At 67.1% G+C, this 15,622-nt stretch carries 11 protein-coding genes; 4 read left to right on the plus strand and 7 right to left on the minus strand.

Annotated features, from left to right (window positions below):
• The first annotated feature begins 382 nt into the window (after nucleotides 1-382).
• Nucleotides 383-1,360, plus strand: a complete 978-nt coding sequence (locus ACRX5W_RS20375; protein WP_436789660.1) for a LacI family DNA-binding transcriptional regulator — start codon at nucleotides 383-385, stop codon at nucleotides 1,358-1,360.
• A gap of 239 nt (nucleotides 1,361-1,599) precedes the next feature.
• Here ACRX5W_RS20375 and ACRX5W_RS20380 read toward each other — a convergent pair whose 3' ends face one another.
• The 7 genes from ACRX5W_RS20380 to ACRX5W_RS20410 all read right to left on the minus strand — a co-directional run bounded on the left by ACRX5W_RS20380 (nucleotide 1,600) and on the right by ACRX5W_RS20410 (nucleotide 11,203).
• Entirely contained in the window at nucleotides 1,600-3,318 is a 1,719-nt protein-coding gene (locus ACRX5W_RS20380) for a GMC oxidoreductase (protein ID WP_436789661.1), read from the minus strand.
• A gap of 101 nt (nucleotides 3,319-3,419) precedes the next feature.
• Complete coding sequence (locus ACRX5W_RS20385; RefSeq protein WP_436789662.1) at nucleotides 3,420-4,409, minus strand: Gfo/Idh/MocA family protein; 990 nt, start codon at nucleotides 4,407-4,409, stop codon at nucleotides 3,420-3,422.
• 163 nt (nucleotides 4,410-4,572) lie between these two features.
• Entirely contained in the window at nucleotides 4,573-5,415 is an 843-nt protein-coding gene (locus ACRX5W_RS20390; RefSeq protein WP_436789663.1) for an ABC transporter ATP-binding protein, read from the minus strand.
• Nucleotide 5,416: 1 nt separating this feature from the next.
• Nucleotides 5,417-7,192 carry a dipeptide/oligopeptide/nickel ABC transporter permease/ATP-binding protein gene (locus ACRX5W_RS20395; RefSeq protein ID WP_436789664.1) on the minus strand — a complete coding sequence of 592 codons (1,776 nt, stop codon included), beginning with the start codon at nucleotides 7,190-7,192 and terminating at the stop codon, nucleotides 5,417-5,419.
• Between the two features lie 2 nt (nucleotides 7,193-7,194).
• Nucleotides 7,195-8,136 carry an ABC transporter permease gene (locus ACRX5W_RS20400; protein ID WP_436789665.1) on the minus strand — a complete coding sequence of 314 codons (942 nt, stop codon included), beginning with the start codon at nucleotides 8,134-8,136 and terminating at the stop codon, nucleotides 7,195-7,197.
• 30 nt (nucleotides 8,137-8,166) lie between these two features.
• On the minus strand, nucleotides 8,167-9,696 hold the full coding sequence (locus ACRX5W_RS20405) for an ABC transporter substrate-binding protein (RefSeq protein WP_436789666.1): 1,530 nt from the start codon (nucleotides 9,694-9,696) through the stop codon (nucleotides 8,167-8,169).
• A gap of 400 nt (nucleotides 9,697-10,096) precedes the next feature.
• The gene (locus ACRX5W_RS20410; protein ID WP_436789823.1) at nucleotides 10,097-11,203 is read right to left on the minus strand and encodes a LacI family DNA-binding transcriptional regulator; all 1,107 of its coding nucleotides are present in this window, start codon (nucleotides 11,201-11,203) and stop codon (nucleotides 10,097-10,099) included.
• A 300-nt stretch (nucleotides 11,204-11,503) separates the two neighbouring features.
• Between ACRX5W_RS20410 and ACRX5W_RS20415 the strand changes: the two genes are divergently transcribed.
• Genes ACRX5W_RS20415 through ACRX5W_RS20425 form a run of 3 tightly spaced genes read left to right on the plus strand, consistent with a single transcriptional unit; the run spans nucleotide 11,504 to nucleotide 15,576 of the window.
• Entirely contained in the window at nucleotides 11,504-14,248 is a 2,745-nt protein-coding gene (locus ACRX5W_RS20415) for a family 78 glycoside hydrolase catalytic domain (protein WP_436789667.1), read from the plus strand.
• Between the two features lie 37 nt (nucleotides 14,249-14,285).
• Nucleotides 14,286-14,537 (plus strand): fibronectin type III-like domain-contianing protein, encoded by a 252-nt coding sequence (locus ACRX5W_RS20420; RefSeq protein ID WP_436789668.1) that lies wholly within the window; start codon nucleotides 14,286-14,288, stop codon nucleotides 14,535-14,537.
• The gene (locus tag ACRX5W_RS20425; protein ID WP_436789669.1) at nucleotides 14,530-15,576 is read left to right on the plus strand and encodes a family 43 glycosylhydrolase; all 1,047 of its coding nucleotides are present in this window, start codon (nucleotides 14,530-14,532) and stop codon (nucleotides 15,574-15,576) included. Before ACRX5W_RS20420 ends, ACRX5W_RS20425 begins: the two co-directional genes overlap by 8 nt.
• Nucleotides 15,577-15,622 lie beyond the last annotated feature (46 nt).

Raw genomic sequence — 15,622 nt, forward strand, 5'->3', positions numbered from 1 at the left:
CGGTGCCCACCCACCCATCCCTCCGCGCGGGTGCGGGGCGAGGGCTGCTCTCGGCGGTACCCAGCGCTTGTAATGCGATTTACTAATGCGAATCAGGACGCTAGGCGGCTTGACGGCGCACCACAAGACATCCGCCTGTAACGTTTCAGTAACCTCCGCGTATGGTCGTAACGGCGGGACTCCGTGTAGCACTCATGTACGGAGTGGCTCACCTGTGCGCCTATCGCGCGCTCGGCTCTGGAGCCCCAGAAAGGAGGCGCTCAGTAACACTCCTCTGGCTTTCCTGGTGCGAGAGCCGAGGGCCGCGGTAATGCGCTTAACTGGCGCCCTATCCTGGTGTGTGCGGGCTTCCCAGCCCGGTACTCCGAGCGATGAGAAGGCCATGACCCGACCTGTCAAGCGCATCACCAGCAAGGACGTGGCTCGCGCTGCCGGTGTCTCCCAGACCACTGTGAGCTTCGTGCTCAACAACCGCGCCGGTCACGCGATCCCGGAGGAGACCCAGCGCCGTGTGCTGGAGGCCGCCCGGCGCCTGGACTACCGGCCGCACGCCTCCGCGCGTAGCCTCGCCGCCGGGCGCAGCGACATCGTCCTGCTCTCCGTCCCGGACCTGCCCATCGGCTCGGGCATCAGCCGGTTCATCGAGCAGCTCGCCGCAGCCCTCGCGGGCCACAGTTTGACCCTGGTCACGCACCTCGCAGGTGCACATGGCCGCCCCTTGCCGGATGTGTGCGCATCGGTCGGCGCGTCGGCGGTGGTCGGGTTCACGTCGTTCGACACCGACACTGTCCAGGCCCTGTACCGGGCGGGGGCCGACGTGGTGCTCCCGTCGGACACCGACGAATCCTCGGCCATGCTCCCCATCGGCCGCCTCCAGGCCGAGCACCTGATCAGCCGCGGACACCGGTGCCTCGGCTACGCACTGCCCGAACACCCTGGCATGCTCCCGATGGCTGAACAACGCCTTCGCGGCGTGGCTGACGCCTGCGCGGACGCCGGCATCGACCCGCCAGTGGTCGCGAGCACCAGCCTGGAGGTCCCCGCCGCAGCCGAGGCCGTGGCTCGCTGGAAGCGGGAGTCCGTTACCGGAGTCTGCGCCTTCAACGACGACACAGCCCTAGCGGTCCTGGCGGGCATGCGCGAACACAGCCTCACCGCTCCCACCGACATCGCCGTCATTGGCGTCGACGACAATCCCACCGCACCCCTGGCCGACCCGCCGCTCACCACTGTCGCCTTCGACCTTCGCGAGGCAGCACACCGCCGCGCCGTCGCCCTCGTCGCCGCTCTTTCAGGCGAAACGCCCAGCCACGCGGAAGCCCCTTTGAACGCCCGTTTCGTGCAGCGCTCCTCCACCTGACACACGCCCCCATGTCAGCCCGGATGCCCATCGACCACACAGGCGGCACTCAGCTCACGCGGAAATCGCCGGCCCCTGCTCCAGGCACCCCTGGCGCTTTGACGTGCGGGGCTCATACGAACGCCAGCTGTGCCCAAAGCAATCAGCGGCGCAACAGTGTTGATCATCTGCTGCAACTGGTCAGCACCGTCGGCCGGCACGGAGGAGGACAACGACTTCTTGGTGCGGAGTCTCCTGGCTTATCCGATGGCGGATATGTGGGCGGCGGTGCGCCAGGCGAGGGCCATGATGGTCAGGACGGGGTTGGCGCCGCCGTTGGTGACGTGAAGGCTGGCGTCGGCGACGTAGATGCGATCGGTGCCCCAGACTTTGCCGTTCTGATCGGTGGCACCGTGGCGGGGCGAGTCGGACATGCGGGCGGTTCCGGACTGATGCTGGCCGCCCGACAGCGCCCTGCGCATCGCAGCACCGGGCTGCCAGACGCGGGTGGCTCCTGATGCACGCAGCCATTCCTGGGACCGTTCGGATAGGAAAGCGAAGGTGCGGAGATCCTCGGGATGCTGGAGGCCTTCGAGCCGGGCAACGGGGAGTCCGAGTTCGTCGGTCACGGTGGAGGCGATTCGGACACGTGCGTCGCGAGTCGGAATCTCCTGGATCGGTGCCCAGACGTTGATGGTGCGCCGGTAGGTCCCGGCCGTGGCACGGCGGGCGTCAGGCCCGGCCGGGTCGATGCCGGGGGGCAGGCCCATCAGGTAGTGCAGGGCGGGGGTCTTGACGAAGTCGTGGCCGAGCAGGCCACCGCCGACGATCCCGTCGTTGCCGTGGGAGAAATGGCGGATAGCGGTGGAAGGGCCGGGGCCGAGGCCGTTGTGGACCTCGGAGTCGAACAGGCCGAACGCCACAGCATAGGTGTGGCCCTGCAGACAGTCGCCCACCCAGTCGTTGCCCAGCTCGCTCACCTGCAGCAGGCGGGCGGTCTCGATCGCTCCGCCGGCGAGCACGATTCGCCCCCCACGGATGACGCGCGAGGCACCGCCGGCGGCGATCTCGACATCGCCGTTGTCGGACACCCGAGTGGCCTGGGCTTCGGTGATCAGGTGGGTTCCGAGGTCGATGGCGTGGGGCAGGACTGTGCTGTGGGTGCCGTTGCGGGCGTCAACGGGGCAGGCGAAGCCGATGCACTGGCCGCAGCGTATGCACGCCTCCCGGCCGTTTCGGGGTTCGGTGTTCAGCAGCAGCGGCACCGGGCCGGTCGGCCAGCCGAGCGCTTTGGCGCCGACGTCAAGCACGTTGGCTTCGGAGGTAGGCGGGAAGGGCGCCATCGGGTAGTCGCGGTTGCGGAACCCTTCGCCGGGGTGAGCGCGTCCGGCGACACCGACTTCCCATTCCACCTTCTCGTAGAACGGTTCCAAGTCGTCGTAGGAGATGGGCCAGTCGGCGAGCGCTGACCCGTCGGGGACGCCGTACAGCGAAGCCATCCTGAAATCGTCGGGGAGGAACCGCCATGCCTGGGCACCGAAGAAGCGGGTGCCGCCGCCGACGGTGATCGCGTTGTGGTGGTAGCGGACGTCATCGGACTGCACGGCCGTCTCGCCGTCCTCGCCAAGCACCGCCCGGGGGTGCCCAGCCGGGGTGTCGAGGTCGCCACCGGAGAAGAACCGGTGGTTGCGGACGTGGTCGATCGCCAGATCGCGGGCGCCGAACCACGAGCCGCGCTCGACCACCAGGACGGACGCTCCGCTATCGGCCAGGACAAAGGCAGCCACCGCGCCACCTGCGCCGCTGCCGACCACGATCGCGTCGTAGTAGGCGCGCAGGTCGCTCAGCGCCCATACGGGCGGGCGCGTGACCAGCGGCACCTCGACGGTCGGGCGACCCGCGGGGTAGGGATCGAATCCGACTTCGGCCCAAGCCCCTGAGTCGGGGGCGGCGTAATAGTCGATCAGTGGGCGGTCCATCGAGTTCGCCTTCCGTGAAAAGTACGGTGCAGGTGGTGCGGTGCGCCGACGGGGCAGAGCGGGACGCACGTACGGTCGTCATGGGACCGATGCGACGCCGCTCAGGACGAGGTGGAGGGGGTGCCGTCGGCCAAGATCCGGGCGCGGACGGCGTCGAGGGTTGAGGCCAGCGCGACGGTCTCATCCAGGGTCATGACCGGGCTTTCGGTGAGGCCTTGAGCGAGGCAGCGGTGGACCTCGTCGATCTCGAAGCGCAGCCCGTTGCCCTCGTAGGAAGCGTCGATCCGCTCGGATCCGCCCGCATGAGTGGTAACGGTGAGCGCTTGGGGCCAGTGCATGGGCGCCGGGATGTCGATCGTGCCGTCACTGCCCACGATGCGAGCGGTACACGCCATGCTTGTGCGGATCGCCGCCTTGACCACGCCGAGTCCTCCGTCGGAGTGGCGAAGCACCGCTGCGACCTGCTCGTCGACACCGGTTCGGCCGATGATGCCGTCCGCGACGACGTGCGCGACTGGCCCCAGCACCAGCGAGCAGAGTTGAACAGGATAGACACCGAGATCGAGCAAGGCGCCGCCACCCAGTTCAGGGCGGAACAGGCGGTGCTCGGGGTCCACCGCCATCCGGAACCCGAAATCGGCCTCCACCAGGAGCGGCTCACCGATGCGACCGCTGTCGAGCACGTCGACCAGTCTGCGGTAGGAGGGCAGGAAGCGGCTCCAGATCGCCTCCATCAGGAACAACTTCCGTGCCCGGGCCTCGCGTGCCATTCGCCGGGCCTGCACGGCGTCCAGCGCGAAGGGCTTCTCGCACAGCACATGCTTGCCGGCCGCCAGGAAGGCGAGGGTGTCCTGCTCATGCTGTGACTGCGGGGTCGCCACATAGACCACGTCGACATCCGGGTCGTCGGCCATCGCGGCGGCTGCCCCGTACCTGCGCGCGATCCCGAACCTGTCCGCGAACGCCTCCGCCCGCACAAGCGAGCGGGACGCCACCGCAACGATCTCGCCGCCCTCGACCGATCCCATCGCCTCGGCGAACCCGGCCGCGATGGTGCCTGGCCCCACTACGCCCCACCGGATCATCGCCATCCCCTTCTCCTCCTCGAAACGAAGTCCGCAGCGGCGACCAGGCGAACTTGGCCGCGGCCGCGTGCTGTTCTTCGCGCCGGCCGTCCCATGGCACCCGCCGACAGGCGTGTGTTCGACCGTCGGCGGAAGCCACATTCGCCCGTCGCACGCGGGCCCGTGCTTGTCATGTTGTGCTCTTGGAAGAAGAGGGCTCTTCCGTCATGAGATTCAGGCGCTTGGCCCGGCGGATTCGCTGCTTCTTCGGATCCGCGACGGGAGCCGCCATCTGCAGTTTGCGGGTGTAGGGGTGCTCAGGAGCTGTCGCGACGTCAGCCGCTGTCCCGATCTCGACGATGCGCCCCTGGTGGAGAACGGCGATCCTGTCACTCACCTCGTTGACGACGCCGAGGTCATGGCTGATGAACAGGTAGGCCACACCGGTTGCACGCTGGATGTCCTTCAGCAGCGTGAGCACCCGAGCTTGCGTGGTCACGTCCAGAGCGCTGGTGGGTTCGTCGCAGATGATGACCGCAGGGTCCAGGGCGAGTGCCCTGGCGATGGCGATGCGCTGCCGCTGTCCGCCGGAGAACTCCCGGGGGGATCTCCGTGCGGAGTCGGCGGGGAGTCCGACGGCGTCCAGTAGCTCCTGTACGCGCGTGCGTCCGTCTCGGGCCCCGGCTGCCAGGAGTGGTTCGGCCAGGATGTCGCCGATCGACATGGACGGGTTCAGCGACGAGTACGGGTCCTGGAACACGACCTGGATGTCTCGCGCGACTTTGCGTCGGCGGGCCCGGGAGAGGTTGTTGATGGTCTCCCCGCGGAATTGGATCGAGCCGGCCGTCAAGGGCGCGAGCCCGAGGATCGCGCGGCCGATCGTTGTCTTTCCCGATCCGGACTCTCCCACCAGGCTGAGTGTCTCCCCGGGATCGAGGCCGAAGGAGACGCCATCGATCACCGTGGTGTCGGCGCCCCGCCGCCCGCCGTACCGTACGACCAGGTCTTCGACCTTGAGAACCGTGTCCGTCACGTCACACCTCCGCGATTTCGACGCGGCGTGCGGACGCGAGCAGTTCTTGCGTGTAGGCCTGCGTGGGTGCTTCGAAGAGGGAGTCCACGTCGCTCCGCTCCACTATGCGCCCGTCTTTCATGACGCTGACGTTGTCGCAGAGGTCTGCGACAACGCCGAGGTTGTGGGTCACCAGGATCATGGCGAGGCCGCGCTCGTCACGCAGTTCTCGCAGCACCTCCAGCACCTCGGCCTGCACGGTGACGTCCAGGGCGGTCGTCGGCTCGTCCGCGATGATCAGGTCCGGGTCGGAGGCGAGGGCACCGCAGATCAGGACGCGCTGTGCCATGCCGCCGGAGATCTCATGGGGGTACTGCCGGAAGACTCTCTCCGGCTTCTTGATGCCGACCCGGGCGAGGAGGGCGAGCAGTTCACGCTCGGCTTCGCCCTTGGTTACGGTCTTGACCGCCCGCAGGCCGTGGGTGAGCTGCGCCCCGATGGTGAAGCAGGGGTCCAGGTTGGACATCGGCTCCTGCGGAACGTAGGCGATGCGCCGACCACGTGCCTGACGCATGAGTTGCCCACTCGCCAGCAGGTCCTTGCCGTCGAGGAGGATTCGCCCCCCGAGAATGACCGCCTCACGGGGCAGGATGCCCAGTGCGGAGAATGCGATCTGGGATTTGCCCGATCCGGACTCGCCCACCAAGCCGTGGACTTCGCCCGGTCGGACGTCCAGGTCGACGCCGTGGACCACCTCCCGTATGCCGGTCGCACCGTCCGGGTATCCGATGCGCAAGCCACGAATGGACAGGATCGCTCCTGCGGCGGGTGCCGGTGCTTGTACGAGGGCTTCCGTGTTCTTCTCGCGTGCCTGCCGGGTCGTTTCCCGGAGCCGGCGTGGTGAGGGCATCGCTCGGTGCGCCGAGGACTGGAGTGCGTCGCGCAAGGCGTTGCCCAGCAGGACGAGGGCCAGGATGGTCAGGCTGATGAGGAGAGCGGGCCATGCCACACCGGCCTTGCTGGTGTAGATGTTGCTGAAGGAGTCCTGCAGCACCGTGCCCCAGGATGGCGTGGAGGGATCACCGAGTCCCAGAAAGCTCACGCCGGCCTCAATGCCTATGCCCGCGGCGAGGACGAACGAGCTGTTGATGACGACCGGGGCGCGGACCGCCCAGAGGACGTGGCGGCCCACGATGCGCGCATCGGAGAGACCGACAACTTTCGCCGCGTCGATGTAGAGCTCGCTTCGGACACCCACCACGACGGACTTGACCAGTCGGTAGTACGTCGGTGCGATAAGGAGTCCGAAGACGAGCATCGCAGCGACGATGTTGGGCCCGGTCCTGGCGTAGAGGGCAAACAGAAGCAAGACCCCGGGCAGCGTCATGACGATATCGGAGACCCAGTTGGCGACGGTCTCGACCCTGCCCCGGTAGTAGCCGGCGACGAGGCCGCTGGTCACGCCGATGACGAGTGAGACAGCCAGGAGGAGCCCGCAGGCCAGCGCCGTCTGCCGCGTGCCTGACATCAGCCGCGACAGGATGTCCCGGCCTGAGGCGTCCGCGCCCAGAACGTGCCCGTCACTGAACGGCGGCGCGTTCACCGCGGACAGCTCCGCGGTGTTGGGGTCCACCGGCGCGAGCCAGGGGCTGCCCAACCCGAGGATCACGACGGACAGCAGGAAGGCCAGACAGCACGCGGCGACCGGGTTGGTCATGAGCCGGCGGAGTACGGAGCGTCCGTTCACGGTCGGCTCCGACTGCGGCTCTGCCGCCGGGGCGAGGTCGGGCACACTCACCGTCATCGTTTCCTCGCCTTCGGGTTGAGTGCCGCGTTCGTGAGGTCGCCCAGCACGTTGACGACGAGGACGATGACGATGGCCACGACGAGGACTCCCATGACCACCGGCACGTCCCCTTGTTGGGCCGCCTGGTTGCCGGCTTCGCCCAGACCCGGGAGTGCGAAGATCTGTTCGACGAACACCGCCCCGCCCAAAAGGGCGATGATCTGCAGGTTCAGGGCCATGAGCCCGGGGCCGCCGGCGTTGCGCAGAACATGGCGGAAGATGATGCGGGACTCGCTGATCCCCCGCGCCCGCAGCGTGCGGACGAAGTCCATCGAGAGCGTGTCGATGACCGCTCCGCGGAACTGCGAAGCCGCACTGGCGACCGACCCCGCCAGCAGAGCCAGTACGGGGAGCGTGACGGATTCGAGCCAGCCAACGGGGCTTTGATCCAGGGAGACGTAGCCGGTGGCGGGGAAGAGCCGAACCGAGATGGCGAAGGCGAAGACCAGGCCGATCGCGATGACGAACGCCGGGATCGCGGCCCCCAGCACGGCCAGGAACTGGACCACCCGGTCGACCCAGCCCCCGCGGACGGCGGCGACGACACCGATCAGGACGCTGAAGACGGCCGTCAGGATGATCGACAGCAGGACCAGGGTCAGGGTCACCGGCACTCGGGAGGCCAGCAAGGAGTTCACGGACTGTCCCGTGAAGAACGACTCGCCCAAGTCGCCGGTGACTACCCCCTTCAGCCAGTCTCCGTACTGCACGAGCAGTGGCCGGTCGAGACCGAGATGCTTCATCTCCAACCGGACGTCGGAGTCTTTGGCCTCGGTACCCAGGACCGCCCGCGCGATCCCGGAGCCGTTGCCGTACATGAGTGCGAAAGTGGTGAAGCTGACCAGGAGCAGGATGACCACCGCCCGGGCAAGCTTCTTCAGCAGAACACCGAACACGTCCGGCTCCCATCCCCTCCCGGCCGGGGGTTACTTGAAGTCCCGCAGCAGCGGGTTGAGGGCGTTGAAGTCGGTCGCCTCGGGCACCTTGATTTTGGAGCTGTAGGCGTAGAACGAGTCCGGGTACGCCATCGGGACGAACCATGCCTGGTCGACGATGTAGCGGTTGATCTCCTGTTGGATCGCGACCGACTCCTGACCCTGGCTGGTGACGAGCCTGTCCCAGAGCGACTTCACCGTCGGGTCGGCCTGGTGCATGACGTTCCAGATTCCGTCAGGCTGCACGTAGTCCTTGATGTCCTGGAGGGACTCGCCGTAGTTGCCGAGCGGCCACAGGGGCACGGGGTACTTGCCGCTGAGCAGTTCCTCGATCGCGTTCGGCCCGGACAGCGTCTCCTGCTCGACCTTGATGTTGAGCTGGCCGAGCTGCTGAGCGATGATGGGCACCAGTTTCTCCATGCCCAGACCTGCCATGACGGGGAACGTCAGGGTGAAGCCGTTCTCGTAACCCGCCTTCCTCATCAGCTCCTTGGCCTCGGCGACGTTGTAGGGGTAGGGGTCCTTGAGCCCTTCGATGTACGCGGCCGACCCCTGGCGGAAGATCTGATGCGCGGGGGTGGCCTTGCCCTGGTAGAAGTCCTTCGCCATGGCTTCCTTGTCGAAGACCATGTTCATGGCGCGGCGGACGTTCAGGTCACCCAGCGCCGGGATCTTCTCGCCCATGTGGTCGGTCAGAAGCAGCCGTGTGGTGGTGCCGCGCATGGTGAGGATTTCGAGGCCGGAGGACTCGGCTTCCTTGTACATCGACTGCTCGATGAGGGTGCCGTCGATCTGGCCGGTCTTGAGGGCGTTGAGCGCTGCGGTCTGGTTCTTGATCACCTTGATGACGAGCTTCTTGTACGGGTAGGACGCGGTGTCCCAGTAGGCGTCGTTCTTGGTGAAGGAGTACACGGAGCCGCTGGTCGTTGCGGACTCGTTGAGCGTGTAAGGGCCGGAGCCGACAGGGGCCTTGTTGAGGTTGCCGGAGGCCAGGTACTTCGGACTCGCCAACTTCGTGTCGCCGGTCACCTTCAGCAGCAGCGGGTCCGGCTCCTGCACGGTGGCTACCGCGGTCAGCGCATCCGGGGTGGTGACCTGTACCTTGGCGAGCCGGGCGGCTTGACCGCCGTGGGTCCCCTGGTATTCCAGCGTCGCCTTGAAGGCCGCCGAGTCGACCGGCGTGCCGTCCGAGAACTTCATGCCGGGCCTCAGATGGAACGTCACGCTGGTGTTGGTGGGGTTCACCTCCCAACTCGCGGCGCCGTCCGGGTACGCCTTGCCGTGAGTGTCAAACCGCACCATGGTCTGGTAGACCGCGTCGGCCGACCACCCCTGGAATCCAGGCTGGTTCGCGGGGTCCCAGCCCTGGATGTCGGCAGTGCTGCCCAGCACGAGCGTGTCCTTCGTGCCACCAGATCCGGATGAGGAATTCGTGTCGGTGCACCCGCTCAGCGCCGCCAGCGCGGCCAGCGCCGTCGCCACCGTCAGTGATATGTGAGCGAGTCTTTTGGTGCGCCGCATAATCGGCTCCTAGGGAAGCAGGACAGGGATGGCCGAACATGGCCGCAGGAACCGGTGGAAACGTCATGCACCTAACGAAAGGTTCGAAGTGGCCGATACCGGCTCTACTGCTCGTGGAACGTTTCAAGGGGAGGCTAGGCAGCGAGCCAAAGCCGGTCAAGGGAGGCCGTTGTCATTCAGCGGTAACGGTTCCGTAACGCGCATTTGTTGACGGCGCCATACTGCGGCTCCATTAGGCACATAACCTGCGGGTTTGCCGCGCCCGCCCTCTCGACGGCACACGGTGGTGGGCACCGGACCCCGCACGCCGACACCCGCTCGGTACCACGGCAAGGATCACGACGACCGTGGATCGTTCCAAACGCATGGGAGCCGTAAGTAGGCTTGTTTGCCCCGCTCGTCAGGCCGAGCGGCGGGAGGACTTGCGTGCTGCCGGGGACGCGCTCGTTCCACGAGGCATCAGCCGAGGCGAGACGACGTAATGCACAGGCTGCGTCCGGCCGTTCAGCCGCTCCAGCAGCAGCCGCGCGCTCGTCTGGCCCGCGAGGTGGCCCGACTGGTCGACGGTCGTGAGGGAGACCCGGCCGATCGTCGAGGTGTAGATGTTGTCGTACCCGGTGACCGTGATGTCCTGCGGCACCCTCAGGCCGTGCTCCTCCGCTGCCCGCAGGGCGCCGAATGCGGCGATGTCCGCACCGGCGAAGACGGCGGTCGGCGGTTCCGACCTGGCGAAGGCTTCCAGGGCGGCCCGGTATCCGCCTTCTTCCGAGTAGGTGGTCTCGATGACGTCAGGTTCGAGACCGTGTCGCTTCATCGCATTGACGTAACCGTCGCATCGCGCGGTGTGAGACAGGACGAAGGGCCTCTTCAGGCGCCCCGTGGGTTGGCTCGTGTGCAGGATGCGCCTGTGGCCCAGGCCGACCAGGTGATCAACCATGAGTCGCGCGCCGCCCTGGTCGTCGTCAACCACTGTGTCGTAGTGGGCGGAGCCGCCATGACGTGCGACCACCAGAGTGGGCAGCCCCGACGCGAGTTTCTCCAGCCACGAGGTGGCCACGGTCGGCGCGATGACGACGAGGGCATCCACCTGCCGATCGATGAGGGCTTCGATACTCCTTTGCTGGCGCTCCGGGGGGATTCCGCCGGCGACGATGATCTCCTGGTACGGGCTCGGATCAAGCTCCTCCGCGATTCCTTCCGCAAGCTCCGTCTGGAAAGGGGACGAGAGCTCGGTGAGCATGACACCGATGGTGTAAGAGCGTCCTCGCATCGCGCGGGCGGCGGCCTGAGGCCGGTACCCCAGCTTCTCGATCGCTGCAGACACTTTGGCCTTCATCTGCGGGCGGACGCCGGGGGCGTCGCGGATCACGTTGGAGACGGTGGAAACCGAGACCTGCGCCTCTCGCGCGACTTCCTGGATCGTTGCACGGCGGACCTTGGGGGTTGACGAGGTACCCGCTCTGCCGACGCGCCGCGGTCGCGTCTGGCCACCGTTCGAAACGCGCACTTCGTCGAGCGATTCAGGTTCAACAGCGTCGTTTCCCACAGGTGTCATGGTACAGGCGCATGATGCTCCGCAGGTCGGGCCGGTCTGGTGCTGGTGTCTTCCTAAGCGCTTCTGCTTATGGAACGATACAAAGCCCGGGGCCCGCCTTGAGAGCCCCCTGGGTTCCCTGCGTGACAACGTGGACGTCCCGTCTCGGGCCCGATCCCAGTGCTGAGAAGTCTGGAGACTTGCATGGTCGTGGCTGCCGCTCCCCGCGCACCTCGGTTCGAGCACCGCACTGACGATGGACCTGTGCTTGGTATGGGAACAGGTACCCCCCGCCTGTCGTGGGTCGTCCCGACGGCGAGCGAGGGCTACGAACAAACGGCGTACGAAGTCGAGATCACGCGCGAGGGCAGGCGCGAGAAATACCGGGCGGACAGTGGTGAGCAGGTGCTGGTGCCCTGGCCGGCCCCGCCGCTCGCATCTCGCGAATCCGCGGAGGTGCGGATCCGCGTCGCGCACAAAGCGGAATGGAGCGAGTGGAGCGAGCCCGGCGTCGTGGAGGCCGGCCTGCTCGACGTCTCCGACTGGGCCGCGGCTTTCGTGAGCCCGGTCGGCATCGGCGGCATGCACGCGCCCGCGCCGATGCTGAGCGGTTTCCTGCACGTGCCGGGCGATGTGGTCATGGCCAGACTGCACGCCACGGCTCACGGTGTGTACACCGCCACGCTCAACGGGCGCCGCGTCGGCGACCTTGTCTTGGCGCCGGGCTGGACCGCCTACCAGCACCGGCTGCGTTACCAGACGTACGACGTCACGGGCCTGGTCCGCCGCGGGCACAACGAGCTGGATTTCCTACTGGGCAACGGCTGGTACCGCGGTCGGCTTGGCTTCCAGAGCGAGCGGGCGCTCTACGGCGACCGACTTGCGCTGTTGGCGCAACTGGAGGTCACGACCGCTGACGGCCGCGTGCACATCCTCACCACCGACGGCTCGTGGACAGCGCGCGAGAGCGAGGTGCTCGCCGATGATCTCTACGACGGCCAGCGTACTGACCTACGGCGACGGGGCGCGGGATGGCACCCGGCCACGGGCGGCGTCGAAGTGACGGAGGGCGACCTCACCCGCCTTGTGGCCTCTGAGGGGCCCGGCGTGCGGGCCGGCTCCACCTTGTTCCCCGAGCGGGTGTGGACCTCGCCCTCGGGGCGAACACTGGTTGACTTCGGCCAAATCACTGTCGGGTGGGTGCGTTTGCGTGTCGGCGGCCTCCAGCCAGGTAGCGAGGTCGTCGTGCGGCACGCCGAGGTTCTGGAAAACGAAGAGCTCGGCACCCGTCCGCTACGCACGGCCAAGGCCACCGACAGCTACATCGTCACGGGCAATGAAACGGAAGTCCTCGAACCGTCACTGACGTTCCATGGCTTCCGGTATGCCGAGGTGTCCGGCGTGCCGGGTCTGCGCGGTGAGGATATCGAGGCGGTGGTGGTCGGGTCGGACCTGCGACGCACCGGGTGGTTCACCTCGTCGCACGAGTTGCTCGACCGGTTCCACGAAAACGTGGTCCGCAGTATGCGCGGGAACTTCGTCGACGTGCCAACCGACTGTCCGCAACGGGACGAGCGGCTCGGCTGGACCGGTGACATCCAGGTGTTCGCGCCGACGGCGGCCTTCCTGTTCGACACTGCGGGCTTCCTCGGCTCATGGCTGGCAGACCTGGCAGTCGAACAGCAACCCGACGGGTCCGTCCCGTTCGTGGTGCCGGACGTGCTGCGCAGCCCCTCGCCCACGGCTGCCGCCTGGGGTGATGCCGCGACGGTGGTGCCGTGGGTGCTGTACGAACGCACCGGCGACCGCAGCGTACTGGAGCGGCAGTTGCCGAGCATGCGCGCCTGGGTGGACCGGATGGCGAACCTAGCTGGATCTGACCGGCTGTGGACGGGGGGCTTCCAGTTCGGCGACTGGCTGGACCCGACCGCGCCACCGGAGGACCCCTACCGCGCCAAGGCCGACCCTGACGTGGTCGCCACCGCGCATCTGGCCCGGTCGGCGGAGATCGTGGCCGAGGCGTCCCGAGTGGTGGGCCGGCCCGAGACGGCGGACCGCTATGCGGCTCTGGCGGCCGAGGTTCGGGCGGCTTTCGCCCGTGCCTTTGTCACATCAGCAGGCCGTGTCCTGTCCGACGCGCAGACCGTCTATGCGCTGGCCATCGAGTGGGCGCTGCTGCCCGACGAGGAGCAACGCAAGGAGGCAGGTCGCCGATTGGCGGACCTCGTGCGCACCGGCGGTTTCCGTATTGGGACCGGCTTCGTGGGCACCCCTCTGGTCACCGACGCACTTACCTCGACCGGGCATGTTGACGTCGCTTACCGCCTGTTGCTGCAGACCGGCTGCCCCTCGTGGCTCTATCCCGTAACCATGGGGGCGACCACGATCTGGGAGCGCTGGGACAGCATGCTGCCCGACGGGAGTATCAACCCCGGTGAGATGACGTCGTTCAACCACTACGCGCTCGGCGCGGTCGCGGACTGGCTGCACCGGCGGGTCGCCGGCCTCGCACCCTCCGCGCCCGGCTACCGAGAGATTCTTATCCACCCCGTGCCGTCCGCTGCGCTGACCTCCGCCTCCGCCCGTCACCTCACCCCGTACGGCGAAGCCCGCGTGGCCTGGATACGCGCCGACGGCATTTTCCGTCTGGAGGCACGGGTCCCCGTGGGAGCCACCGCGCAAGCTTGGCTGCCCGGCGCCGATTTCCCCGAGACGGTCGGGCACGGCGAGCATCGCTGGGAGGTGCCCGACCCGTTCCCGCTTGTGCCCGAGCCGCGTACACCGGTCACTGTCCGCGACGTGCTCGACGAACCGGCGACGTGGTCCGCCGTAGCCGCTGCGGCCTCCCGGACAGGGGTTGCCCCTGGCGGAGAGGTGGAGACAGGCCGCCGACTTGCCGCACACCTCGACGCGCCCGTGGCCGACCTCCCCCGGGCCCTCGCACCCCAGGAGTTCACACCCGGCGCAAGTGCCTTCAAACGTGAGGTCGACGCCATCCTCGGATCGCTCCCCAATTGAGAGATCGCCGCGACGATGCACACCACGAGAAACGATCGTGCGGATCGACCCCGTAGATGTCGACGGACAATCCGGCTTCAGCCGGGTCGAGTTGGTGCCCGGTGAATCCCGCCACATCACCTTCAAGGTGGCAGCCGCTCAGCTTGGCTACACCAATGTCGCCCGCGACTTCACCGTCCGAGTGACCGGCATGTTCGCCGAAGGGGCGCATCGTCCACTTCAGGGAATTCTCCACGACGGGGAAGCAGCCGATCGTGATCACCAGAATGAAGGGGCAAGGCGTGTATGACTCCATCCGTCCGGGGCGGATCTGGCTGGACACCAACGGAAACCGCATTCAGGCGCACGCCGGCTCCCTGCTCTACGAGGACGGCACCTACTACTGGTACGGCGAGAACAAGGAGCACACGAAACCGGGTGGTGACACCTGGACCTGGGGAATCCGGTGCTATTCCTCGACCGACCTCTACAACTGGACGGACCTCGGGCTCATCATCCCCCCGGTTCTCGACGACCCGGAATCGCCTCTGCACCCGTCCCAGATGATCGACCGCCCTCATATCATCCGCAATCCGCGCACCGGCAAGTACGTATGTTGGCTCAAGATCATGGGTGTCGGCGACGAGCAACTCTGCACAGTCCTCACCGCTGACTCGCTGCTCGGCCCCTACGAGATCGTTCGCACGGGACTCAGACCGCTGGGGATGTTCGCGGGCGACTTCGACCTTGCCGTCGACCCGGTCGACGGCAAGGGCTACTACTACTTCGAGCGCGTCCACAGTGAGTTGATCTGCGCCGATCTCACCCACGACTACACGGACGTCAGCGGTCACTACTCGACCCACTTCCCTCGTCGCCACCCTCCCTTGGTGCGCGAGGCACCCGCGTACTTCCGACGGAACGGCCGGCACTACCTGATCACCTCCGGTACTTCGTGGTACTTCCCGAACTCCTCGGAGGTCGCCGTGGCGGACACCTACCACGGCCCGTACACCGTCATTGGAAACCCTCACCCCCCGGCTGCGACGCGTACCTCGTTTCGGTCCCAGATCAGCTCGGTCTTCCGGCATCCGACGCAGCGGGACCTCTACATTGCGCTCGCGGACCGATGGCTCCCGCAACTGTCGGAGGAGGAGTCGGACCAAACCGAGGCCTTCCACCAGCACTACTCAGACAAGGAAGCCGGGAAGTGTGGTGCCCCCATCACGCTTCCGCAAGCAGATACCTCGATCGCGGACTACGTATGGCTTCCCCTCCGCTTCGACGGGGAGAGGCCGGTGATCGAGTGGCACGACGAGTGGCGTATCGAGGACTTCAGGACACGGTGACCGCGCCGGAGCAAGTCCGTCAGAAGCTGAACTCGCCGCCAACCAT

Origin of the sequence: Yinghuangia sp. YIM S10712 (assembly GCF_051388935.1) — a bacterium.
Taxonomy (GTDB): domain Bacteria; phylum Actinomycetota; class Actinomycetes; order Streptomycetales; family Streptomycetaceae; genus Yinghuangia.

What these genes read in the sequence shown, in the direction of transcription:
- ACRX5W_RS20375 (WP_436789660.1), top strand. Translation starts at nt 383, where the DNA reads ATGACCCGACCTGTCAAGCGCATCACCAGCAAGGACGTGGCTCGCGCT.
- ACRX5W_RS20380 (WP_436789661.1), bottom strand. Translation starts at nt 3,318, where the DNA reads ATGGACCGCCCACTGATCGACTATTACGCCGCCCCCGACTCAGGGGCT.
- ACRX5W_RS20385 (WP_436789662.1), bottom strand. Translation starts at nt 4,409, where the DNA reads ATGGCGATGATCCGGTGGGGCGTAGTGGGGCCAGGCACCATCGCGGCC.
- ACRX5W_RS20405 (WP_436789666.1), bottom strand. Translation starts at nt 9,696, where the DNA reads ATGCGGCGCACCAAAAGACTCGCTCACATATCACTGACGGTGGCGACG.
- ACRX5W_RS20415 (WP_436789667.1), top strand. Translation starts at nt 11,504, where the DNA reads ATGGGAACAGGTACCCCCCGCCTGTCGTGGGTCGTCCCGACGGCGAGC.